Source organism: Rheinheimera sp., assembly GCF_037442525.1.
Classification (GTDB): Bacteria; Pseudomonadota; Gammaproteobacteria; order Enterobacterales; family Alteromonadaceae; genus Pararheinheimera.
Genome location: NZ_JBBIQD010000019.1, coordinates 1 through 22530 on the forward strand (window position 1 = coordinate 1; position 22530 = coordinate 22530).

The following is a 22530-nucleotide window of genomic DNA, read 5'->3' on the forward strand; positions in this document are numbered from 1 at the left end:
TTACCAAGTACTAATTTAATACGTATTAAATTAGTACTTGGTAACGCAAAACGTTACCGTTAAACTAAACAGTACGTTACCGCCTAACTAACAAATAAATTGTAAATTGCACTTGCGGTAACGTTAATCTGTGCTACACTTGTGCTTAGTTGGTTGGTAACGTTTAAATAAGGTGGATGGCATGACAGAGATTGAAACCAGACAAAGCAAAATGCTGCTGGATGAAGTGGTAACAGCGCTGATTAATGGCATTAAAGAAGTGGAAGCCACAAACGAATCTATCACGGTTAAAAGCCGTAAATTCAAAGGCTTGGCAACTAAAGCGGTTAATGCCCTGTTCGGTAAGCGGGCGAAAATAAAGCCTAATACCGGCATTGTTTACACGTCTAAAATTAGGGCACAGGTAACAAAGCTTGGTTTATTTCACCACAGCTTCGACCAGAGCATGGCCAAGCTGATTGAAAGTAACCCTTTGTTTGCCAGTGAGTTGGAAGCATTAAACGGCCTGCCCCTGGTGCCTTTTCGTGAAGGCCTGCAGGCGCTGAAAGTGAAGTGCCAGGCAGCGGAACACCTGTTAAAAGAACTCGGATATTTGAAGCCATCCCAGGCCGACTACCCCAGCCAACTGACCACCCTAAGCAAGCGCTACCAGGACTGGGAAAGCGACGTTAAGCACCTAAAACAGCGGACCTTAGAGAAGCGCACCCAGGCACTGGAAACGCTAAAGGAAAAGCTGGCCGCTGCGGAATCGCTGCAGGAAGCCGTCAGCGGGCTGAAAATTGACCATGAAGTAATGCGCTGGCTAAAGCCGCCGGTCGTCAAAAAAGAGAAGGTGGAAAACCAGCAGGCCCAGGCGCTGGACAGAAAGAAAAGCGGCGGCGTTATCCATATCGACTATAAGGCGCTGATGGCCCATGTTGAATACTTGGCTAACCCTAAAATCATTAACGAGACTTGGACCTGGGAAGCTATTGCGACCGCGGTCGCATTTGCCACTGGGCGCCGTCCCATTGAAGTGCTGCTGCAGGGTAAGTTTGAAAAAATCGACCAGCATCGGCTTTGGTTCAGCGGCCAGGCTAAAGAGCGCGGCGGCGTTGACTATGAAAACCGCTTTCAAATTTACAGCCTGATCGATGCGGACTTTGTGCTGCAGGCGGTCGAGCGCTTGCGCGACTATTCGACGGTAAAGGCGCTGAACGAGCTGGACGAAGCCAGGCACTACGAAAAAAACCGCCTGGTCAATAATCGGGTGGCGGGTCCGCTAAATCAGTTTATGCGCCGGTTCATGCTGGGCGCTGGATTAACAACCGGCATCCCTGGGCGGGATTGGGTCTTTAAAGACACGCGGGCCATTTACGGCAAGCTATGTTATGACCTGTTCTTTGAGGCTGATCCGCGCTGGGAAAAGATGGACGCCGACGTGTTTTATAAGGAACTGCTGGGACACTCAGAGCTAAACGCGCAGCAGCATTACAAGCACATTAAATTCCGCAACCTGGGCAAGCAGTGGAAGACGATAGAACACGAAGAAAAAGACCGCTTCACCGAGCTGGAAAAGCTGGACGACCACCCGGAACTGTCTTCAAAGGCCATGCAGGCAATCCACCAGTGGGTTAAAGATTACGTCCGGGCAAACCCTTCCGCCGAGGTGATTTCTAACACCATACGCCGCGGCAAGGGCACCCGCCTGGACTCTGCAAACCGTTACCTGGAAGTGGTAAAGGGCGCCATCGGTCTGGATTATTCCCTGGCGGACATTCTGGCGTCTGACGAAGACGTGGAAGCGGCCCAGGGTGCTGACCAGGTGGAAGAACACGACGAGCCGGAAGCCGAACCAGCGCCAGTAAAAGCGACACCGGCGAAGGCGAAGAAAGTCGCCCAGGAGAAGCCGCAACCGGCAGAGCGCCCGCACTTCAAAGCGCCGCACAAAAACGACGACGGCACCTATCTGGCAGAATTTGACCTGGCTGGCGCCACGCACACTTACACGGTCACCGCTGACGATTCAATGGCGGCAATGAAACAGGCCTGGGCTATGTATCAGGACGAACTAAAAGGGGGTAAGGCGAAGAAGAAATAAAGGGGAACGTTAGCCAGGCGGCGGCAACCGCCTGGCCAGCACACAATCAAACCGACTAAGGAAACAATTATGTCAGACGCATTATATACACAATTACGGGCAATGCCATTTTATCAGTTAGTAAAGCAGCCGGACGACGTGCTGGTGGCGCTGTGCCACCGCCTGGGCGGAAAGGCCGTACAGGAGGGGGTGATCAAGATGCGCCGGGTAAAAATGACCATGGAAACAGCAGGAGAGCTGCAGGCATGATTCAGAGAGTAGAAATAACCCTTTGTGTGGGTTTGGTCGGGGTTTGCATCATAGGCCTGCTGGGGGACGAATGGGACGCGGTTTATGGCCATATCTCAGACGTGACCCCGGAAGACTGGCTGGAATCCCTGCCAGAGCATGACAAGCCCATGGAGGGCATTTACACCCTGGTTTGTGATGTTGACCACCCGGAAGACGACGACCAGCCGCTTAAATATTCAGTTGTTGAGGTTAAGGCATGTTAGAGAAAAAGAAAAAGTTTCGAGGCTGGTGGGCGCGGTCGGAAGTCCTGAAAGCCACCGGCAAGGAGAACCCGACGGCGGACGACGTGCTGGACGTTCTGATGGGCCGGGACCAGTACAGCGACACCGATTACCTGGTGCATCGTTACGACGAACCGGCGGCTAGAACAATGCTGCAGCGGTTTAACTTCATCTGGTTTATGCCGCTGTATCTGCTGACGGTGCCATTTCAGTGGCTTATCCGCGGGCAGGTTGGCGTCAACAGAAACAGCCGCATGGGCCGCATTTTCGACGCCATTGTGGGCTTTAATTAACAGTAAATTAGGGGTTTGACTATGTTTAAAAAATATACCATTGAATGGAACGACTTTACCGCGGTTTTTGCTGTAGACCACAGCATTATGACGGACGAACAACTGCACGAAATTAACAATTTCTGGAGTGATAGCGACCTGAGAGTGGACGACGAAAACGGCGACATTACGATGGCCGTTTTAAAGATGCTGGCAGGCGTCTGTTTTAATTTGCAAGTCAGCTACGACCTGAACACCTGGGGCGTTATGAGCCGCTTTGACTGGGACGACGACGCCGGGGTGGAGGGCTGGCCAAAGATGGACGGAACCCATGGCATCATTATTTTGTCGGTGGATAATGTGCAATTTGACGCCAACGACATGAGCGCCAAAACCGAAACCCTGGAGAAAATGCCACCGGCGCCGAAGCGGCCAAGCTGGTAAAGTAAATCTGGAGAACAGCCCGCCACTTGGCGGGCTTTTTTATTCCTGGGCGGCTAAGTAGGCCTGTTCGACCTGGCGCATGGCGGCCAGGCTACCAATTGACCCCAGGGTAAGCCGTTGCTGGCGCCAGGTTTCCGCTTCCGTGATTAGACCGTGCCAGGCCCCGTTCCCGTCGGCCCATACTTTCAGCGCGTGGGTGCCAGTCCAGGCCTGATATTCTTCCACCCCGGCGCTGGCATCATCCGGGCGACTCCAGGAGTGCTGCAGCTGGATGGGCAGGCGCAAAAACAGAATCATGGCACCCCTGAAAATGTCTTTCCTGGCGCAGGAAACAACACCCGCCCCAGGGTAAAAATAACTTTCTAAGTGCGCCTGACAGGTGTCATAACGAACGTTGATTGCGTTGGCCAGCATAACCGGCCAGGCGTCGTTCGGGACGTTGCAATAGTCTATATCGCCGTCCCTGGTGCCCACGGCGTCCGATTCCGTCGGCCAGCTGGTGACGGTCAGGCCCAGCCGTTCGGCCACCAGCTGGTTTATGTACTTGTTGCTAAGTTTTGAATGGTCCATGCGGTCACCTTCCTGTTATGCCAGCTGTCTGGCGTTGTCGATAGCCAGGGCCTGCAGCAGGCCGCCCAGCTGGGCGTCGTCTAAATCACCGAAAAAGACCTGGGCCAAGTCGTCGCTGGTCAGCTGGTGCGCCACCAGCAAGGCGCCAACCCCTGCCCCGCGGCTAACTGTGGCCACCTTGGCCATTAGACCGTCCGGCAGCTCCAGGGACGCTTCCAGGTGCGCTTTTAACGCAGCCTGGACTGGCTGGCGCTTGATGTTGTGCGCCAGGTAATGCCCGTCGTGTGCGTTTAACACGCCTGCAGCAGCTCCCAGGGCGTCTTCTGTGGACAGGTCAGGCTTACCCAGGGCCTGGCGCACTACGTCGGCCACAGTGGCCACTGCAGGCGTTTCCAGTTTTGCCCAGGCGGTGCCGCTGACCGTCATAACCTTTTGCAGCTCCCGTTCAAATTCAGCCCGCCCCGCACTTTCGACGCCCTGCTGGGTTTCTGGGGTTCCGGGGTGCTTTCCGGCCTCTGCGGATCTTCCGGGTTTTTCGGTGCTGGGGATTTCTTCGGATCCAACCACCAAAGCCGCGCCAGCAAAGGGATCCAGAGGGGCTTCAACTGTTCCACCCTGACCCTTATTGTTATATACAAATAATTGGCAAGGTGGAACACTTGGCACAGCTGCAGCAGCTGGCTGTGTGACGGTTTCCTGTTGCTGATTTTCCAGCTGGCTGTCCAGCTCTTTTACGTGCGCTTCAATACCGCGGTTACGCAATTCAACCAGGACCTTTGCATGGGCCAGGCTTTGTTCCTGCAGGCCGTAGAGATTCACCAGGGCGCCAGCAATGCGTCGTTTCGGTTTGGCTTCGACAATCAGGCCATAGCTGCGGTAATGGCCATGCAGCCACTGCAGTGGGTCAGTAAAGGCGGTTTCAGACAGAGCAACGCCGGAATATTTGTACAGCGATTCCTGATTGCGTTTAAGCCAGGCCTGCAGAATGTCGTTAATCTGCCCCTTGCTCCACTGCTTGCCGGTGTAGTTCAGTTGTTCGTCCAGGCCTGCAGCGCCCAGCAGTTTGACCATGTGGCGCTTTTTGATGCTCATGTGTCGCCAGCTGGTGCGTGACCGGCTGTGTTTGATGCTGTTAATGTCCAGCGCCTTGGCTGCGTCGTCGCTTAGGTTCAGCAGTGACAGTTTTTTGATGCGGCTAACGTAGTGATCTTTAATCTGTTTGTAAGCCAGGGCATTTACCACCGCGTCAAAAGCATTTTCTGGGCGTGGCACTGGTGTGTCTTCTGGTGATGGGCCTTGTTCTGCAAATTGGCTGTAAACGTCCACGGCCAGGCTGTGCAGTTCGTCAATGTCCTGGGCGCTGGCTTCGCGCAAGTTCAGGTCTTTTACCACCTTGGCTTTTTCCACTTCCAGCGCTGTGGCGCCGTAACCGCTGGCCAGGGCCGCGGTCAGTTCGTCTTCGCTGATCAGCCTGGTGTCGTTCAGTTCGTCCAGTAATTCGCGGTTTGTGGTTTCGCGGGCTTCGTCCAGGGCATCTTGTCCGAATGACGCCTTTTTGTCGTCCTTCTTAACGTGAACAATGCTGTAACCTTCCTCGATGGCCTGGCGCAGGAATTCGCCTTTAAAGTTGTTCAGGCTCTTGTTGACCTGGGCTTTTGCCTGGCAGTAAAGCGACTCAAAGAAATGGTCACGCACTGAGGCTTCGCCCGTTCGCCAGTCGATTTTCAGCAGGTCGCAGGTTTCCCGGCTTAACTGGTCAATAACCAGCTGGTGGATAACGTCGGGATCCGTCGGGTGGTTACGCTCTGCCGGGTCTAAATACACGCGCATGGTGTTGACGTTCCTGGCGCGGTTTAAGCCCTGGTGTGCTTCGTCTGAGGTGCCAGAGTTGGAAACCAGGTGGCCGTATACGGTGGCGAACTGGTGGTGCGGAATATCAAAGCCGGTTCCCAGCGTCGGGGACGCTATGATGTTGTCCAGGGCTTTAGGCAGTACCAGGCGGCGGCCATTGTGTACCGGCTCCCAGCCTATTTGCTCCAACGTCGCCCGGCGGTCCAGGTGCATAAACACGTCCGCGCCCAGCATCAGGTCGATCACTGTGTCTTCGTCTGCGCGGTCGCGGGTCAGGTCATACAGAGCAACGCCGCCCACTTCGTCCACTTTGGCCACGCTGACAGAGGCCTGGCCGCTTAATACCTTGGCCATGATGGCCGAGCCGACCGGGGCCTTTAATCGGATAGTGTCTTGCTTGGCCACGTATTTAAGGGCGGTCAGCGTTTCGCGGACCTGGGCCGTGGCGGACAGTTCACTGTGAACCATAAACAGGTTACCGGAATACTGGGCTTTGCCGTTGCTGCCAACCCGCGCCGCCAGCTTCTGCAGCTCTTTGCCGAACGTCTTTACCTGGCGCTTTGAATTTGAATACAGGTAATTGCACTCGCCAGCCATGGTGTGCTGCAGCCAGTCTTCGTTAAAGTGTGCCGGGCTTTCGTACACATACAGCGTTTTGCCTTTACCGTTTTGAAAGGTGTTCAGGTGGTACGTGCCGGACTCTTTGCCGATGTAGTTAGTAAACCACCAGGTCAATTCGCCCAGGCGGGCGTCGGCCAGCATCTGGTAACGGCTATGCGTCAGGAAGTAAGCCAGCAGGGCCAGCGCGTTTTCTGCGTGGGCCATGTCTGAATTGATTAAATGGCGCAGGCCTTGTTCGCATTCGTCGAAAAAAATCACGTCCCATTCACTGCCCTGCAGCCGGTGCAGGCTGTCCAGGGTAATAACCAGGCGGCGGGATTCTTTCAGTAAAATGTTTGGGTCAATGCCGCGAACATTCGTAATCATGTCTTCGTAGTAGTCCGCCTGCAGGTCGCCAGACAGACCAGAAAGCAACTGGCGGCGGTGGCTGATAATCAGGACTTTTAAGCCTGGGTTGTCAGCAATGAATTGTTTAACGTTGGTCGATTTACCGGACCCCATGGGGGCCTTAATCAGGTTCATGCCGCGGGTGAACCGGCACTGGATATAACGGCCATCAGAAACCTGGCGGTCATAACCACGAACACGCGAAACCTGGGCCGCTACCGCGTCCAGGCCTTCGGTTAAATATACGTCTGACCAGTCGGCCCCTTCTGCAGTTGGAAGCGCCCAGCGCCCGCCTGCTGCGTCGATAACTGCCCGGCCTGCTTTGTCGTTGTCCGGTGCTATGATGATTTCCGCGCCTGGGTGCTGTTTTTTCAGCTGGGCGGCAATACGTGGGATCTGGCCTTCACCAACCGGCGACACAACAATTTCCTGGGTGGCCAGGAACACGGCGTAAGCATCGGCAAAGGCGCCGACTATGATTATTTTGGTGACCGGTTTTGTTTTTGCTACCGCGGTAGCAAAAGTCGTAAAACAGTGTTCGGTGTCTGCGTCGTCAGATGAAAATTTGTCGTTGCCGTGGCTGTTCTTCTTGTCCAGGATCATTTCAAAGCCACCGAAGCGGCCCTGGTTAAATAGCTGGTCGAAGATAGCGCGGGCAACGAATGGGCGGCCCCATTTATCGGCGCCACGTTTTACGGTGACATACTGGCCGACGTCTTCCATTTTCTTTTTGACCAGGAACGGCGACGGCTTGACGGTTTGAGTGTCTTTTAAGCCATTAAAGTAAATTTCCTGGCTGGCCAGGGTGGCCATTTGTTCCGCCCACAGTTCTTTCAGGCGGGCTTCCTGCTCTTTCTTGCGCCGCTCCCTGTTGGCTCTGAATTCTTCTAACTGTTCCGGTGTGTATTCGTTCTTCGGGAATTTAAAGCCCGCTTGCATAGCCAGATAGATAAACGACCCGATGGTGACCTTTTGGTGCTTGCGGGCTATGTTCTTCCAGTGCCGGTTAAAGTCTTCGTCTGAATAAGAAGTTCCGCCCTTGGACCAGTCGTGGAATTCGCCCAGGACTTCATCGCCAAATTCGGAATAAAGGGAACGCCCGATAAGTTGCCAGTCTTGATAAGACAGGTTCGGGCTTAAAACGTCCAGCATTGCCGGGACTAGATTTATGTCTAGGCCATCATTCTTATAGTTCATTGTCATGTCTATTAATTAAACAGACGACAACCTTAAAAAAAGGTTGCAACAAGCCATAAGAGCCTCTAATATTGCCGCTGAAGACCTGCCACAGTCTTTTTTTGAATTGCTTCTTTCAGCGGCTTGGCTCTTATCCAAGCTTTACAAATCAAGCCAGTACCACCTGGCTTTTTTTGTGTCTGTAATTTGGTTAATGTTAGTTTTTTATCTTATATATCAATCACTTACCTGATTAAATTTAATCATACGGCGCGGCGTCGTGATTGTTGATCATCGGCCACGCATGATACGGATATTGTGTAACTCTAGTCAATGCCAAAGTTAACTATAGTTACAAGGTTTACAGGTTGATACCGGAAGGACTGACGCGAGCAATAACAGGGTGGGCATATTCCAGCGCATCCATTGCAAGCACGGATCGTTTTTGCGGATCAACTGGATCACTACAATATACAGATCCGCCCCTAATTGCTACCAAGTTTGTAATATATCTGTCCTTGTCTTTTGGTTTTATAACCACAAGTTCACCCGGCATTAAATCCAGGTGCGGCGCCACCATTAAAGCGTCGCCTTGTTTGGCCGCTTCGCCCAGGTCGTTGGTGTCCACCAGGAGCGCGTAAGCGCTGGGGTGCGGGGATGGTAACGCCAGGGTGGCGTCGTAGTCACTGCCGCCGGTGGTGCCGGTGATTTTCAGCCGTTCGCTTGTGCTGGCCGCCCAGGGCGCCCCGCATTTTCCAAACACCAGCTGGTCCAATGAAATATTAAATAGCATGGCTATCTTTATTAAATTGGACAGTGAAATGTCCGGGTTCTGTACTTCCCATTTAGTCCAAAGGTTCGGGACTATTTTCATGTCGTCCGTGACTTCGCCATGGGGCCAATTCCGAAGGGTATAACAATCAGGCCTTTCCCAGCCTCTTGCTGTACGTTCTTCGAGAATACGCTTTGATATGTTCGGAATAATTATTTTCATGGCTATATCTTAACACTTCCTGTTAGTTCAGCTTAACGACAATTTTTAGCGCCGTCACCCTTTCCTTATGCTGTAACTAAAGTTACACTGCATTCTAATTAAAGTTAATAGGAAAGTACAAAAAATGGACAAATCGGCCCTTATAGCTTATTTCGGTTCTGAACATAAAGCCGGGGCCTTTCTTGGCATTTCTCACGTATCCGTTAACGGCTGGGGGAATGTGCCAGATGGGCGGCAATATGAATTAGAGGTAAAAACCTTTGGCAGGTTGACTTCTGACCACACGGCTGCCGCACTGGACAAGCTAGACCCCAAAGCAACAGAAGCTTATAAGGCCCTGTGGCGTCGAATCGAACTTATATTAACTGGTAACTTTGCTTTATCACAATGTCCCGTGTCAGACATGGGGACAGATGAAGAACATTTATTGTTGGAAGCCACGCGCATCTATATGGACGCGACCGGCACCAGCGCCGCCGAGTTTGTCCGCGACCGCCTGCTGCCGTTGCTGCAACAGGCAGGCATTGAAGAAGACGCCCCAGACTCAGACGCTGATCAGTACGAAAAGTTTGTGGGCGCCGCCGTCAAAAAGTACCAACGCATTTTAACCGGCGCCCAGCCCATGCCGCTGAAACTAAAGTTACATTGGCTGGCAGCCCTGCCGGTTGAATACCGCGACGAAATTAACCAGGCCCTGGCGGCTGTCATTGGCAGTTATTTTGTGCCGATGGACGTGCGACCGCGGTCGCAAAAACCGGTTAAAGCCACCCTGCAACACCTGACCCGCAAGTTTTCGGACGTGCTGGGCAGCTCTGCCCCTGCCGCTGATGGCGTTTACGACAGCAACGACAACCCGGACGAAGTGCTGCAGATGCTGGACGAGTTGCACGAACTGATCGCCGCGGCTATTGCTGAATACCACCGCCTTTCCCAGGGGACAGGCCTTAAAAGCCGGTTTCATAACATGCTGCTGGCTTCCCCTGCGACGGAGTAACGGGCATGGGGTTCTGTGTTGAAGGTCTGCGGGAAGAAATTGTGGTGGCGTTTGCTGTGCCCATCCGTGGCCGTTCAACAACCGATTACGCGGACAACAGCAGCCCCCGCTTTAAAAACAAGCCCAAGCGTCAAATAGAAATTGACGAGGTAACGACGGTTGAAATTGAAGTACAGCCAATCCGTGGCGCCCAGGGCCGCCGGTTTATGACCTCATCCATGCCCCTGCTGGACAACGCCTTTACCTGCGCCCGTATGGTGCGGGCTATTAACCAGCTGGACGACATCAGCCGCCACTGGGTCCACTATGCGTACAAAGACGGCACCGACTGGGAAGCTATCACCGCCCTGACCCATTACTGCTATGGCCTATTTACAGCCCTAAGCGACGAAAAGCTGACAGCAAAAACGCTGAAAGAAATTCAGGCCCTGGTGTTTTTGGCGCTGCAGAATGTCCGCGAAGAAGTCCGCGAGGGTCAGCCGCGTTACAAGCCCCAGGACGTGCGGGAGCTGGCAAAGAAGAAACCCGACACCTGGAAAAAACACTGGGCCAGTCGCTGGGCGGCGTTAAACGCCATTTACCGCGAACTGGATTACAAAGCATTGGACGCGCTGAAAAATGTCAAACGTTAAGACTATCGAATGCGACGTGGCTTGTTTGTGTGGCCAGTGCTTTGCCTGGCCCCAGAAAGTCGAACCCAGCTACCCACAGCACCGGATCACCCGCCAGGGTCAGCATGTTTTAGTCTGCCCGCGCTGCTTTTTCTTCACCGGCCCGTCCGACAACCCACAGGCAACACTGACCTGGTGGGCGCTGTCGAACAAGCCAGGCAATGCCCACATTGCCGAACTGTGGTTAAAAGACTACCGGGAGCAGCAGGACGAAGCCAGGAGAAGAAAAAGTGCGTAAAGCATACCACCCCGCGACGTGCGACATTTGCGGCGAATTAGCGCTGGACAGTTTAAAGCCGGACTATGCCCTGCCGGACGTGGTGGAGCTGTGCGACCGTCATGTGTTCCAGGTGCATGACTTTGAAGCGAAAATTATTAAGATTAATCAGGACCGGGCAGCCAAGCGCCAGCCGACGGTCAGAAAACAAGAGCTTATCCAGGCGTTTGTTGTCTGTATGCAGCATGGGTTAATCATTCAGGTATCTGAGCCGGTAAAAAAACAATCCCTAACGGCTTGGCTATTTTCAGCATTTAGAGGTCGGAGACAATGAGAAAATTTAAAGAGCTTTTCCCAGGCGCCAACTTTTACCAGCTGCAGCAGCCGCTGGCCCTGGACAACATCGAACAGCAGCTGGAGCAATTCAGATATAAGCCTATCGGGGAGCATACCGCCAACGGCGCTGGCTTCTACCCGATGAACGACGACCCGGACACCCCGCTGACGTATCAGCACGAAGGCCAGACCGTTGGCATTTTCCTGCAGGCCAGCCGTGACGTCAAAATGTCGGACGTTAACGCCCGCCTGGAAAAGCAGGTAAAGAACATCGAAGAAAGCACCGGCAACCCGGTGACAAAGAAACAGCGCAACGACATTAAAGAGTCCATCATTAAAGAGCTGATGCCGTTTGCCCCGGTCAAAATCCAGCGCACGACTTTTGTTATTTCCAACCGTGACCAGCTGCTGATTGTGCTTACCAAGTCCGACAAGGTGGCCGAATCAGCCCTGGCGTATCTGCGAAAGTCTTTAGGCAGTCTGCCAGTTCGTCTTCCGCGTTACAAAGCGTTGCCTGCCGAAATCCTGGCCCGCTGGCTGCGTGGCAACCACACCCACGAAAAACACGAACAGATTTACCGCTGCAGCATTGGCAACGTGAAAGCCAAAGGCCGCGACGGTGAAATGGTGCAGTTTAAAAACGCCGACCTGCGCGGCGAGGTTATGCAGGCGGTGTTTAAAGACCTGGACGTGCTGCCGGTCGAAATTGACCTGGTGTTGTTTTCCGACCCGTTAGCGGGCGAACCCACGCTGACGTTTAATTTTCATATCCCTAAACATGCCCAGGGCCTGGTTGTGTCGCGCCTGGAATTGCCCGGCCTGTTTATGGAGCAAGTGGACGACCTGGACGACGAAGGCGGCCAGCACGAGTTTAAAACCGCCACTTACCTGGTCAGCAGTGTGCTGATCAAACTGTTTAACGCTATTGGTTACCCGTTCGGCGGGCTGATCACCTGGGAAGATGTAAAGGAAAAAACGAATGAAGCTGTATGACGAACCCCTGCTGCAATTAATCTTTGAACGCCAGCTGGTCGAAATCGCTAACCGGACCCTGCACCATTACGTCGGCGGTGAATACGCCGTGTGTGGTGATACTGAGTTTAATTTTAACCTGGCGTCTTACATTGCCCAGCGGGTCCGCATTACAGACATTATCAGCAGCCACCAACTGCTGTCGCGTTTAAAGCGTTTCCACGAACGCGGAATGCTGGCGTATGTTGGCCGCCCTTATCAGTTTTTCTTCCCGACGGAGCAAGCCCGCCAGGCCTTCCGCTTTGCCCGCCAGTTCTATTTAAATCAGGGCGTCCCAGAGTCAAACGGAAACGGCCCTATTTCTGCAAAGGTGGGCAACATTGCGGCCCTGCGCGAAGACTGCCTGCAGGCATTGCGCGAACGCTTCCCGCTGGTGAGCTATGACCAGGTTTATGGCCTGGCCAAGCACAAGGCCATGAAAGAGAAGGCCGCCGCATGAGCAGCACGAACGGCAACGTTTTGGACAATGAAGCTTACCCCACGCCGGTGGGCGTGGTGGAATCCCTGCTGCGTCATTTGGTCCTGCGCCCTGGTGACCGCTTCCTAGAGCCAGCCAAGGGCGAAGGCAACATATACGACCGGATCCTGTTACCGGCAGAGCAAAAGAGCTGGGCCGAAATTCGCCTGGGCGTGGACTATTTAACTGCTGACCTGGGTCAGCAGGACGTCATTATTACAAACCCGCCCTTTTCGCTGACAGAGCAGTTTATCCAGAAGTCAAAAGCCGAACTGGCCCCAGACGGAACCATGGTTTACCTGCAGCGGGCCAACTACCTGGGCACGGTGAAGCGGGTCAAATTCTGGGAGCATGTCGGCTTCCCGAACAAGCACCCGGTAATCGTACCGCGCCCGCGCTTTGTCAAAGGCAAAGGCAAGTCAGGCGATAGCTGCGAATACATGTGGTTTATTTGGGACTACGGCAACCGCTTCCCGACTATCCCGCTGGGCATGTCCCACTTAATCACGCCAGGCACCACAATCCCGGACATGATGATTTACCGCCACGGGGTCGCCGCATGAACAGCTTAGAACATGCCCAGCTGGCCCATGATTTGGTCGAATACCTGGAGCAGAAAAAGCTTGGTCTGTCGCCATCAGATGCCGTCTGCGCCTTGCGCTCTGCAGCCAACATGATTGAAAACAAGCAAGCGGCTGAACTCCACGCCGCTGCCATTAAAAAAGCACTATTGGGCCTGATGAACTAACCCAGGCCATGAACGAGGAAAGCAAGACCATGAAAGACCAGCCAATAACTGGCGCCGATGTGGTGGCCGCGGTAAAGGCCGCCACGATTACCAGGACAAAAGAGTGGGCAGCACAAACCCACTGCGCCTGTGACCGACTCTTTGCCAGCAATGGCCCCATGACTGGCGACGTGGCCCGCCGTTTAGGTGTCGGCATGGCCAAGGCTAAAACGCTGCTGGATAAAGCGGAAAACGCCAACCTGCTGGCGAAGAACAGCCGCGGCGGGCAATGCCGTTGGTGGCCTATCGGTTACCTGGCCGAACTGAAACAGGCCGCCCAGGGCGCCGTCCAGGGGGCTGCATGATGAACCATATTATGGTTGACCTGGAAAGCGCCGGGGAAGGTTCAAACGCCCCGATAGTTGCCATTGGCGCCGTTGCTTTCGACCCGTACACCGGCGAAACCGGATCCGAATTCTATATGACCATCACTCTGTCCAGCGCCGTCAAATACAGTTCAGGCATTGAGCCTGGCGCGGTGGTCTGGTGGATGAAGCAAAGCGACGAAGCCCGCGCCGTTTTCCGCGACGAAAAAGCCCGGTCTTTCCTGGAAGTGCTGCTGGAGTTTGACGCCTGGCTGGCCACTGTCTGCGAGTACAAAAAGCGCCGCATCTGGGGCAATGGCTGCGACTTTGACCCGGTGATTTTATCGAACGGTTACAAGGCGGCAGGGTTTCAGGTGCCATGGGGTCGCTATGCTGCCCGCGGCTGTCGTGACATTGTGGACCTGGGGCGCGACCTGCTGAACATTGACCCTAAAAACGAACTGAAAATGGAAGGCGTGGCACATAACGCCCTGGACGACGCTTATCACCAGGTCCGCTATGTGTCCGCCATCCTGCGCGAATTAAAGCGCCGAACCAATACCCTGCCGCCGAGCCTGGCGGCCTGATTTACTAACGAAGGAAGAACCGATGCAAAATCAAACCATTTACCCGCTGGACAAAGGCCTGCTGCGCGTTGTCATTGGCCAATACCCGAAGAAAGAAAACGGCCAGCAGGTTTACAACGGCAATAAACCCGTTATGGCAAACAAATATATGACCATAGGCGAGGTGACGCGCTGGCCAGGTGAGAACGGCGGCAGTTATGACAGCGTGGAGTTTTACCCAGGCTTCACCATTCTGGACACCAACAAAGAAGGCCGGATATTCTGGGATAGCCAAAACCAGCAAGGTGGCTACCAGGCGCCAGCCCAGGGCGGCTATCAGCAGGCGGCCCCACAAGGCGGTTACCAGCAGCACCAGCACCAGGGCCACCAACAACGCCACACAACACAGGGCAGATAATGACAGGGGAAGCGCTAACAAAAGCCCAGGTTTGTGAAAAGCTTTTCTGGCACTTTCGAGGCAAGTTTAAAACCCAGAAAGATGCTGGGGATCATTATGGTGTATCGGCGTCGTTTATTTCTGCCGTGGTAAACGGAAAGAAGTCACCGACCCAGAAAATGCTTAGCGATTTAGGCCTGGTCAAAGTAGTGCAATATTTCCCCGCCCCGCCGGATAATCAGTTGCAATAAATTATCGGGCATTGTTGACAAGTACCCCTTTTCTATGAGAAAAAGGCGATTATATGTTGTAGGTAGAAATTCGCCTGCAGATAACAGCATAACTAAACCCCGCTAAATAGCGGGGTTTTTTCATTTCTGGCCAGGTGGTTTTTATGTGACGTTTAAAGCTGTTCCCAGTGTGTTAAACCAGCTTCACACTTCATAAGTTAAGTTGGCATGTGATCGTACCGTTCCCCGCATGTGGCCATAAGGCAGGGGTTAGGTTTGGCCTGGCGCCCCATTAATACATCAGCAGCCCCGACCCCACACGATTTACACCAAGTTGCTACCGCGGTAGCAGCACCGAAGAAGACATGACCATGAAACAAGAGCACCTAACCGGGCTGCTGACGCTGATCACCCTGGTGGTGGGCGGGCTGCTTGGCGTCTTGTGGTCGGCACACACTGCACTGCAGGCCGAACTAAAAGACTCAAACGCACAATTCAATAACCTTCGCGTGGAAATCGCAAAGGAATATATCACCGGCCCCCAGCTCGAAAAGCGTCTGGATTCGGCCATTCAACCACTGCAAGACAGCATGAAGCTGATTGCTTCCCAGCAACAGCAACTTATGCAGCTTGTGGCAAAGGGACAATCTGACAAATGAAAAAACCGATTTATTACGGCCTGCTTTCCCCGTTCGACGTAGTGCGGTACGCAATCGCCGTTTGTGACGTTATCGGCCACGGCTCCAGTGGTTACGCGGTGGAAATGTGCGTGGAAACCTGGGCCGCGGAAAGCCTGCTGGGTCAGTACCAGGACAGGCACCCGGAAAAGCTGGGCGTCGGCGGTGGCCAGGTAGACGAAGGGACATTTAAGTGGCTGCAGGGCAAGTATGCCGGTACAGCCATTGACGACAAGATTTATAAGGCCTTTGGCATTCGCCTGGGCGATTTGACTTATAGCAGCCTGCCACATAGCCCGCTGGCCTGCATGATTTTTACCCGCTTGCGTTACTGGGTTGTCACAAGCCCGATTCCAACCACGCGGGAAGAAAGGGACGATTATTGGAAGCTGCATTACAACAGCAGCGAAGGTAAGGGCGCCCCTGAACACTTTATCCGTCAGTGCCGGGTTGCCGATGTTGACGGGTTACTAAAGCAGGCAATGGGCCTGCGCCAACAATAGGAGACACATCAGTGTTTAAGAAGTTCGTAGCATTAGCCCTGGCCACTATGGCGGCCTTGGCAGTATCAGCGCCAGCTATGGCGTTTGATATTCTTTCAACTGTAACAGCGGTTGCAACCGGTTCAATCTGGGACTTAATCACCCCAGTGGCGGCCAGCTTGTATGCCCTGGCCCATGCTAACGCCTGGATCCCGCAATCAGTCACCAGCAAACTGCCGTTTATCGCTAAGTTGCTGAATGATGTTCTGTCGGCCAACTACGGCGCAGCAAAGACCACGACCCAGGCAAAGCGCAACTTATAGCGCCCTGACTCGAAGCGCTAACTTAGTTTTCATTCTCCAATCTCTTTGGCGGGGCTTCGTGCCCCGTCCTTTTTCTGCGTGTATTTAGGCAACTGCTACCGCGGTAGCAATTACCTAAGAACATTCAACGAGGGGCTAACATGCTTCGTCAAACCATTATCAACACAGGCAACCAGTTGCTGGACTTGCTGCAGCGCCTGCCGGTCGATGCCGAGCAGCAGCAGAAGATTAAAGAAGCCATCGAGAGCGTGGACCACGGCGTGGTCCTGGCGCTCAGTGCAACGACGAAGGCCACGCCGGGCTGATGCCGGACGGGTAGAGGGGCAGGCGGGGCAATGGTAGGTTCTTTGGGGGCCTCCCCAGCGTTGCGGGTGATTAACTCGCGGCCTTCCACCGTCTATGAAATTTTTTTTTAGGGGTTTCCGGTTCCGGTATGACGACAGCAACACAGGAAGATTTAGCCAGCCACCTGGATTTATCAGCGCGTCGAGTGCGCGAACTAACAAACTTAGGAATTCTCAAGCGTCCAAAGGGCAAAGAGGGCTGGGACTTAGATCATAATCGGGTCGCATACATCAGTTATTTGCGGGAGTTGTCCAAAAAGACCGGGGCGGAAATCCCCCCCGATTCTGAGGACTTCCCCGGTTCCGGTTCCGCCTCCCCCGAAGTGAATCACGAACGCGCCTTGCTGGTAAGAGAACAGCGGCGAGGCAAACAGATCCAAAACGAACAGCTTTTAAAGCAACTGCTGCCCACTGAGGTGGTGATCGCCATATACGGCGACCTGGTGGCGTCAGCCCGCGGAAAAATCCTTGCGGTTGAAGGCCAGCTGCTGGTCGCCCTTCCAGATTTGAGTAAGTCCGACGTGGCCAAGGTCCGGCAGTTGTTGCATAAAGCCCTGGCAGATTTGAAAGATGCAGACACCCCTCCACCACGCCTTATCGCATACCTGGAAGAGTTTGCAGGCGATTTGGGCGCCACCGCCGGACCTGACGATAGCCCAATGGGGTGACGAATATTATGTGCTGCCGCTTGAACACGGCGGCGGCCAGTGGACAACAAAGAATTTTCAGCGCGGCATATTAGACGCCATGTGTGACCCGGACGAAGAACGGGTGACAGTCAAAAAGTCGATGCGGGTCGGTTACACCAAAATGGTGGACCTGGTGATCGGCTACCACATGGACGCCGACCCCTGCAGCATTTTGGTGGTTCAACCCACTATCCCGGACGCGGAAGGGTTCAGCAAGGACGAAATCGAACCGATGCTGGCCGACGTCCCGGCGCTGATGAACAAAGTAGCCAGGGAAGACAACACCCTGACGAAAAAGCGCTACCCAGGCGGAACATTAACCATTGTTGGCGCGAATAGCGCTACCGGCTTCCGTCGTTTGACGGTCCGCATTGTTATCCTGGACGAAGTTTCAGCCTACCCGGCAGACACTGGCCAGGACGGCGACCCGGTTCGCCAGGCAGAAGGCCGGAGCTTTTCGGCGTTTAACCGCAAGATTTTGGCCGGTTCAACCCCGACAAAGCACGGTTTTTGCCGGATAGATAAGAGTTTTCAGGCCTCTGACCAGCGCTTTTTCCACGTTCCCTGTCCGCACTGTGAGCACCGTCACGTCCTGGACTGGAAAAACTTTAAATACCCGGAAGGTAAGCCGCACCTGGCGCACTTCGTTTGCCCGTCCTGTGGTGAAGCAATCCACGAAAAGGACAAGCAGGCGATCACTGACGCGGGTCAATGGCGGTCCCTTAAAGCGTTTACCTGCTGCGACCAGGAACAAAAGCCAGAGCAGTGGGACGACCGGGGGCGCCCGATTTGCAAGCATTGCGAGTTGCCGCACATTACCGGCCACGCGGGCTTCCATATCTGGGCCGCTTATTCTGACTTGCCGAATGCCCGCTGGGGCAAGCTGGCTGAGTATTACGAAAGCGTCAAAGACAGCCCGGAAGAACTGCAGGTATTTATCAACACTATCCTGGGGGAAACCTACCGGGAAGAAACGCTGACCTTTGAAGGCAAGCCCCTGTATGACCGGCGCGAGGAGTACGGCGACGAATACGGCGGCACCCTGCCGGAAGGCGTCAGAATTGTGCTGGCGTCAGTAGATACCCAGGACAACCGGCTGGAAATGAAAGTGGTCGGGTTTGGCGAGGGGCAGGAATGCTGGGTGCTAAACCGGACCATGTTTCACGGCAGGCCTGACGATGAAAACACCCAGGCCCAGCTGCTGCGGGCCATGAACAGGCTGTATCGTCACCCGGCTGGGATGCACTTGCCCATAACCATGGCGGCAGTGGACGTTCAGGGCCACTTCTATGACGACATGATGCGACTTGTTGCCACCTACCCGGACCGCTTTGTGGCTATCCGAGGCGGTAACAAAGTCAACGCCCCGGCGACGTCACCACCGACCCGGAACAACATGCACCGGATCCCGTTGTACACCCTGGGGGTGAACAACATCAAAACGCGCCTGGCGCGTCGTCTTAAATACAAATACCCAGGGAATGGTTTTATTCACTTTCCCAAGGGCAACGACTTTGAAATGGATTATTTCGAGCAGCTAACCGCGGAGTCAGTCACCACAGAGGACGTCAGCGGCATACCGTATGAGCGCTGGACCAATGACAAGAAAGCCAGGAACGAAGCCTGGGACTTATTGGTGTATTGCCTGGCGTTGCTGTGGCTGATTAACCCGGACCTTTCAGAGCTGCCGGAAGGTATCACCGACGAAGACGACGAGCCGGACGAAGACGAACCGGACGACGACTATTACGAAGAAAACGACTGGATAAATTCTTAATGAGTATATGGACAGAAGACGACTTGCTGCAGGTCAAAAACGCCATTATGCAGCTGGCCACCGGCGCCCGTGCTGTCTCTGTCAGCTTTAACGGCCCGGACGGCAGTCACAATAAAACCGAGTACCAACCCGCTGACCTGGGGAAACTTCGGGACCTGGCGGCAGAAATTTCCATGAGCCTGAACCAGGACCAGATCACAGCTTTTGTGCCCGGCTTTACCAGGGGGGTGTTTGATTGAATGCGTATTTAGCAATGCAAGCCCCTTTCCTGGCCGCGTCTGGCTTTGAGATCACCGGCGGACACCGGGCGTTTGAGGGCGCCAGCACGTCACGAATTCAGGACGTGCCGGAGTTTGGCCCGGACGAGTCGATAAGCGGCGACCTGGACACGTTGCGACCGCGGTCGCGCCATTACGCCAGGAACAACGCCTGGGCACGGAATGCCGTGCAGCAATGGGTTTCTGCAGCTGTCGGAACGGGCATTAACGCCCGCTGGCAGACGGACGACCCGGCCATTAATGCCCTGTTCGAGGGTATTTGGGCCGAGTTTATCCAGGAATGTGATTTTGACGGTTATCTGGATTTCGGCGGCATACAAGCGCTGGTCATGGGGACGGTGGTTAACAGCGGCGAATGCTTTGTGCGCCGTCGCATCCGTCCCACGTCAGAAGATTTAATGGTGCCGCTGCAGCTGCAGGTGATAGAGCCGGATTACTTGGCCAGGGATAAAAACGAAGTCCTGGACAATGGCGGCTATATCAAAAACGGGCGCGAGTACGCCAAAGACGGCAAGCTGAAACAATACTGGTTTTACAAGTATCACCCCAGCGAAACGCTTTTTGTGGCGGACCCTATGGCCCAGGTGGCCGTCCCGGCTGCAGACATTATTCACGTTATGAAAGTGGAGCGGCCAGGACAAAACACCGGGATCCCCTGGGTGTCGTCTGTGCTACTGCGCCTGGCTGAGCTGGACGCCTACGAAGACGCCGAGCTGGTCCGCAAGAAAACGGCGGCCCTGTTCGCGGCGTTTATCAAAGAGTCTTCACCAGGAGCGGCGCCGCTGACTCCAGGCGTGACGATTCCGAGAAGCGAAAAGCCAACCAAGCGGGCGCCGCTTGCCCAGTTACGCCCCGGCCTTATGCAGCGCCTGGGGCCTGGTCAAGAAATGCAGTTTTCATCACCGGCTGACGTGGGCGTGACATACGAACCCTGGCTGCGTTTCCAGTTGCTGGCCATTGCGAAGGCTTACGGCCTTTCGTATGAGCAGCTAACCGGCGACCTGCGGGGCGTTAGTTACAGTTCAATCCGTGCGGGCCTGATTGACTTCCGCCGCCTGTGCGAACAGGTGCAGCATTTCATGTTGAAATTCCAGCTTTGCCGCAAGGTATCGCACTGGTTTTGTGACGTGGCGGCAGCTGCCGACGTGTTGCCAGTGCCGGATTACTACGAAAACCGCCGTAAATACCGGAAGGTTAAGTGGATCATGCCGCGCTGGGATGAAGTGGACCCGCTCAAGAAGTTTTTAGCCGACAAAGGCGAAGTCCGGGCAGGTTTTGCACCGATTAAAGACAAGCAGCAGCAACGTGGCCATGAAATGGAAGACGTGCTGGAGAATGCGGACTTTTTCGAGCTGGCCAAAGCCGCGGGGCTGTTGCTGGACACTGACGGGTCCGTGACCAACAACAACGGGACGGAACAACGCACTATGCTGGAGTTAGCAAACAGTGAATAACCTTAGTTTATTAACCAGGGTATTAAACAGCCCCATGCTGATGCACGGCGCTGATCATGCCCTGGTGTCGTCCTACCTGGTGGGGCGATTAACCCAGGATTTCCGCCAGTTTGAAGCGCTGGCGAACCTGAAAAAGTACGAGCGTCGCCAGTTCGCGTATGTGTCGGAAGGTTTCGGCATTATCCCGGTGATTGGTGGGTTATCCCACCGGGACCGGTTAGACGCCGACTGTATGCCGATCACGTCTTACGAGTCCATCCGAAGCGACTATGACAAGATGCTGTCCGACCCGGAAGTGAAAGCAATCATTTTCGAGTTTGACAGCGGCGGCGGCGAAGCCCGCGGCTGCTTCGACTTCTGTCGGCACATTTTCGCCACGCGGGACGCTAAGCCGGTGCTGGCGTATATCAACGAAAGCGCCTACAGCGCGGCCTATGCCATAGCGTCAGCCTGTCACCAGGTCTTTATCCCTGCAACAGCGGGCGCTGGCTCTGTCGGCGTAATCGCTGGCCGGATGGACGTTACAAAGCAATATGCTGCCGCCGGTGTCAACGTTGATTTGATTACCGCGGGGGCGTTTAAAGGGGATATGCACCCGCTTAAGCCTTACACCAAGGAAGAACGGGCGCGAATTCAAGCCGAAGTCAACGAACTGGCCGCCGAGTTTTACACGATGGTGGCTGAACACCGGGGCTTAACGCCAGAGGCTGTACAAAGCCAGGAAGCGGGCACCTTCACCGGCCAGTCGGCCATTACCGCCGGACTTGCTGACAAGCTGATGTCACAAGACCAGTTTTATCAATATCTGAAAACAACCGAGATTAACGACATGTTTAAAAAGCCATCACTTTTTGGCGGTTCGGGTGACACCGTGACCAAAGCCGAACACGAACAGGCCCTGGCTGCCCAGCAGGCCAGTCTGGTACAGCAGGCAGAAACTGCCTTTGCTGAAACCCTGGCCGCTGAGAAAGACAAATGGGCACAGGCCGAGCTGACGCGCCAGAAGGGTATTGCCAATGCAGCCAAAGAGCTGGGCAACGCGGACATGGGCCTGCAGCTGATTGCCAGCGGCGCCAGCCTGGAAGACGCAAAAACAAAACTGTTTGCTGCAGCGTCGAATGTGGAAAACATTTTTACCAGCCAAGGCGGCAACCATGTTGATGCGCCAGACGGCGATAACGGCAACGCCATGATGGCAGCGGTAAAAGCCGTTGCTGCCCGTCACCAGTCAATGAAAGCGTAAGGGGGAGCCATGCCAGTATTAACCGAAGGCAAGGCGCTGTCAGACGTCCTTTTGTTTGAAGGCGAAAACGCCATTAGTCGCACCGCGCTGACGACTGCCGAAACCGTCCTGGGCACAGTGTTAAACCCAGCCGGTGAAAAAGTCAAAGTGGACGGCACCGACGAAGTGGCAGGCGTCCTGGTCGGCCCTAACATGGTGGTGGATTACCATGCGATTGTCGCCAAAGATCAGCTGGTCTGGTTCGCAACAGTGAACCAAGCCAACAAAGACGGCTATCTGGCCAAGTTGGCCGCCAAGGGCGTTAAAGCCCGCTAAATCATTCTGTTTAACCCTATAAGACACCGGCCCGCGCCGGTGTTTTTGT

30 protein-coding genes are annotated in these 22530 nt (G+C 54.4%); 27 read left to right on the forward strand and 3 right to left on the reverse strand.

Features of this window, described 5'->3' with window-relative positions; all coding sequences use genetic code 11:
- The first annotated feature begins 181 nt into the window (after window positions 1-181).
- The 5 genes from WKJ03_RS17505 to WKJ03_RS17525 all read left to right on the forward strand — a co-directional run bounded on the left by WKJ03_RS17505 (window position 182) and on the right by WKJ03_RS17525 (window position 3308).
- Window positions 182-2080 (forward strand): protelomerase family protein, encoded by a 1899-nt coding sequence (locus WKJ03_RS17505; protein ID WP_337843535.1) that lies wholly within the window; start codon window positions 182-184, stop codon window positions 2078-2080.
- 69 nt (window positions 2081-2149) lie between these two features.
- Entirely contained in the window at window positions 2150-2329 is a 180-nt protein-coding gene (locus WKJ03_RS17510; protein ID WP_337843536.1) for a hypothetical protein, read from the forward strand.
- On the forward strand, window positions 2326-2574 hold the full coding sequence (locus tag WKJ03_RS17515) for a hypothetical protein (protein ID WP_337843537.1): 249 nt from the start codon (window positions 2326-2328) through the stop codon (window positions 2572-2574). The genes WKJ03_RS17510 and WKJ03_RS17515 overlap by 4 nt, the downstream gene beginning before the upstream one ends.
- Window positions 2568-2885, forward strand: coding sequence for a hypothetical protein (locus WKJ03_RS17520; protein ID WP_337843538.1), 318 nt, complete (start codon window positions 2568-2570; stop codon window positions 2883-2885). Before WKJ03_RS17515 ends, WKJ03_RS17520 begins: the two co-directional genes overlap by 7 nt.
- A 21-nt stretch (window positions 2886-2906) precedes the next feature.
- A complete protein-coding gene (locus WKJ03_RS17525) occupies window positions 2907-3308 on the forward strand; it encodes a DUF2528 family protein (RefSeq protein WP_337843539.1) in 402 nt (133 codons plus the stop codon).
- A 39-nt stretch (window positions 3309-3347) separates the two neighbouring features.
- On the opposite strand, the gene WKJ03_RS17530 is transcribed toward WKJ03_RS17525, so the two are convergent.
- The 3 genes from WKJ03_RS17530 to WKJ03_RS17540 form a co-directional block, all read right to left on the reverse strand.
- Entirely contained in the window at window positions 3348-3878 is a 531-nt protein-coding gene (locus WKJ03_RS17530; RefSeq protein WP_337843540.1) for a hypothetical protein, read from the reverse strand.
- 15 nt (window positions 3879-3893) lie between these two features.
- Window positions 3894-7889 carry a plasmid replication protein, CyRepA1 family gene (locus tag WKJ03_RS17535; RefSeq protein WP_337843541.1) on the reverse strand — a complete coding sequence of 1332 codons (3996 nt, stop codon included), beginning with the start codon at window positions 7887-7889 and terminating at the stop codon, window positions 3894-3896.
- 385 nt (window positions 7890-8274) lie between these two features.
- Window positions 8275-8907 (reverse strand): hypothetical protein, encoded by a 633-nt coding sequence (locus WKJ03_RS17540; RefSeq protein WP_337843542.1) that lies wholly within the window; start codon window positions 8905-8907, stop codon window positions 8275-8277.
- A gap of 403 nt (window positions 8908-9310) precedes the next feature.
- Between WKJ03_RS17540 and WKJ03_RS17545 the strand changes: the two genes are divergently transcribed.
- The 22 genes from WKJ03_RS17545 (at window position 9311) to WKJ03_RS17650 (ending at window position 22481) form a co-directional block, all read left to right on the forward strand.
- A complete protein-coding gene (locus tag WKJ03_RS17545) occupies window positions 9311-9901 on the forward strand; it encodes a hypothetical protein (RefSeq protein WP_337843543.1) in 591 nt (196 codons plus the stop codon).
- 5 nt (window positions 9902-9906) lie between these two features.
- Window positions 9907-10533, forward strand: a complete 627-nt coding sequence (locus WKJ03_RS17550) for a bacteriophage antitermination protein Q (protein WP_337843544.1) — start codon at window positions 9907-9909, stop codon at window positions 10531-10533.
- Window positions 10520-10810: a hypothetical protein gene (locus tag WKJ03_RS17555; RefSeq protein ID WP_337843545.1), complete on the forward strand. Its 291-nt coding sequence runs from the start codon at window positions 10520-10522 to the stop codon at window positions 10808-10810. The genes WKJ03_RS17550 and WKJ03_RS17555 overlap by 14 nt, the downstream gene beginning before the upstream one ends.
- A complete protein-coding gene (locus tag WKJ03_RS17560; protein WP_337843546.1) occupies window positions 10803-11123 on the forward strand; it encodes a hypothetical protein in 321 nt (106 codons plus the stop codon). The genes WKJ03_RS17555 and WKJ03_RS17560 overlap by 8 nt, the downstream gene beginning before the upstream one ends.
- Window positions 11120-12118: a recombination-associated protein RdgC gene (gene rdgC, locus WKJ03_RS17565; RefSeq protein ID WP_337843547.1), complete on the forward strand. Its 999-nt coding sequence runs from the start codon at window positions 11120-11122 to the stop codon at window positions 12116-12118. The genes WKJ03_RS17560 and rdgC overlap by 4 nt, the downstream gene beginning before the upstream one ends.
- On the forward strand, window positions 12105-12596 hold the full coding sequence (locus WKJ03_RS17570; RefSeq protein ID WP_337843548.1) for a hypothetical protein: 492 nt from the start codon (window positions 12105-12107) through the stop codon (window positions 12594-12596). Before rdgC ends, WKJ03_RS17570 begins: the two co-directional genes overlap by 14 nt.
- Window positions 12593-13177, forward strand: coding sequence for a hypothetical protein (locus WKJ03_RS17575; RefSeq protein WP_337843549.1), 585 nt, complete (start codon window positions 12593-12595; stop codon window positions 13175-13177). The genes WKJ03_RS17570 and WKJ03_RS17575 overlap by 4 nt, the downstream gene beginning before the upstream one ends.
- Window positions 13174-13362, forward strand: a complete 189-nt coding sequence (locus WKJ03_RS17580) for a hypothetical protein (protein ID WP_337843550.1) — start codon at window positions 13174-13176, stop codon at window positions 13360-13362. The genes WKJ03_RS17575 and WKJ03_RS17580 overlap by 4 nt, the downstream gene beginning before the upstream one ends.
- A gap of 29 nt (window positions 13363-13391) precedes the next feature.
- A complete protein-coding gene (locus tag WKJ03_RS17585) occupies window positions 13392-13706 on the forward strand; it encodes a hypothetical protein (protein ID WP_337843551.1) in 315 nt (104 codons plus the stop codon).
- Window positions 13703-14293 carry a 3'-5' exonuclease gene (locus tag WKJ03_RS17590; RefSeq protein ID WP_337843552.1) on the forward strand — a complete coding sequence of 197 codons (591 nt, stop codon included), beginning with the start codon at window positions 13703-13705 and terminating at the stop codon, window positions 14291-14293. The genes WKJ03_RS17585 and WKJ03_RS17590 overlap by 4 nt, the downstream gene beginning before the upstream one ends.
- Window positions 14294-14315: 22 nt before the next feature.
- The gene (locus WKJ03_RS17595) at window positions 14316-14690 is read left to right on the forward strand and encodes a hypothetical protein (RefSeq protein WP_337843553.1); all 375 of its coding nucleotides are present in this window, start codon (window positions 14316-14318) and stop codon (window positions 14688-14690) included.
- The gene (locus tag WKJ03_RS17600) at window positions 14690-14920 is read left to right on the forward strand and encodes a helix-turn-helix transcriptional regulator (RefSeq protein WP_337843554.1); all 231 of its coding nucleotides are present in this window, start codon (window positions 14690-14692) and stop codon (window positions 14918-14920) included. The genes WKJ03_RS17595 and WKJ03_RS17600 overlap by 1 nt, the downstream gene beginning before the upstream one ends.
- A 344-nt stretch (window positions 14921-15264) precedes the next feature.
- Complete coding sequence (locus WKJ03_RS17605) at window positions 15265-15558, forward strand: hypothetical protein (protein WP_337843555.1); 294 nt, start codon at window positions 15265-15267, stop codon at window positions 15556-15558.
- The gene (locus WKJ03_RS17610) at window positions 15555-16079 is read left to right on the forward strand and encodes a hypothetical protein (RefSeq protein ID WP_337843556.1); all 525 of its coding nucleotides are present in this window, start codon (window positions 15555-15557) and stop codon (window positions 16077-16079) included. Before WKJ03_RS17605 ends, WKJ03_RS17610 begins: the two co-directional genes overlap by 4 nt.
- A gap of 77 nt (window positions 16080-16156) precedes the next feature.
- The gene (locus WKJ03_RS17615) at window positions 16157-16381 is read left to right on the forward strand and encodes a hypothetical protein (protein WP_337843557.1); all 225 of its coding nucleotides are present in this window, start codon (window positions 16157-16159) and stop codon (window positions 16379-16381) included.
- Window positions 16382-16521: 140 nt separating this feature from the next.
- Window positions 16522-16686: a hypothetical protein gene (locus WKJ03_RS17620; protein ID WP_337843558.1), complete on the forward strand. Its 165-nt coding sequence runs from the start codon at window positions 16522-16524 to the stop codon at window positions 16684-16686.
- Window positions 16687-16814: 128 nt separating this feature from the next.
- Window positions 16815-17393 carry a hypothetical protein gene (locus WKJ03_RS17625; RefSeq protein WP_337843559.1) on the forward strand — a complete coding sequence of 193 codons (579 nt, stop codon included), beginning with the start codon at window positions 16815-16817 and terminating at the stop codon, window positions 17391-17393.
- Window positions 17341-19191, forward strand: a complete 1851-nt coding sequence (locus tag WKJ03_RS17630; protein WP_337843560.1) for a terminase gpA endonuclease subunit — start codon at window positions 17341-17343, stop codon at window positions 19189-19191. The genes WKJ03_RS17625 and WKJ03_RS17630 overlap by 53 nt, the downstream gene beginning before the upstream one ends.
- Entirely contained in the window at window positions 19191-19430 is a 240-nt protein-coding gene (locus tag WKJ03_RS17635) for a hypothetical protein (RefSeq protein WP_337843561.1), read from the forward strand. The genes WKJ03_RS17630 and WKJ03_RS17635 overlap by 1 nt, the downstream gene beginning before the upstream one ends.
- A complete protein-coding gene (locus tag WKJ03_RS17640) occupies window positions 19427-20923 on the forward strand; it encodes a phage portal protein (RefSeq protein WP_337843562.1) in 1497 nt (498 codons plus the stop codon). The genes WKJ03_RS17635 and WKJ03_RS17640 overlap by 4 nt, the downstream gene beginning before the upstream one ends.
- On the forward strand, window positions 20916-22166 hold the full coding sequence (locus tag WKJ03_RS17645) for a S49 family peptidase (protein WP_337843563.1): 1251 nt from the start codon (window positions 20916-20918) through the stop codon (window positions 22164-22166). The genes WKJ03_RS17640 and WKJ03_RS17645 overlap by 8 nt, the downstream gene beginning before the upstream one ends.
- A 9-nt stretch (window positions 22167-22175) precedes the next feature.
- Window positions 22176-22481, forward strand: coding sequence for a head decoration protein (locus WKJ03_RS17650; protein ID WP_337843564.1), 306 nt, complete (start codon window positions 22176-22178; stop codon window positions 22479-22481).
- Window positions 22482-22530 lie beyond the last annotated feature (49 nt).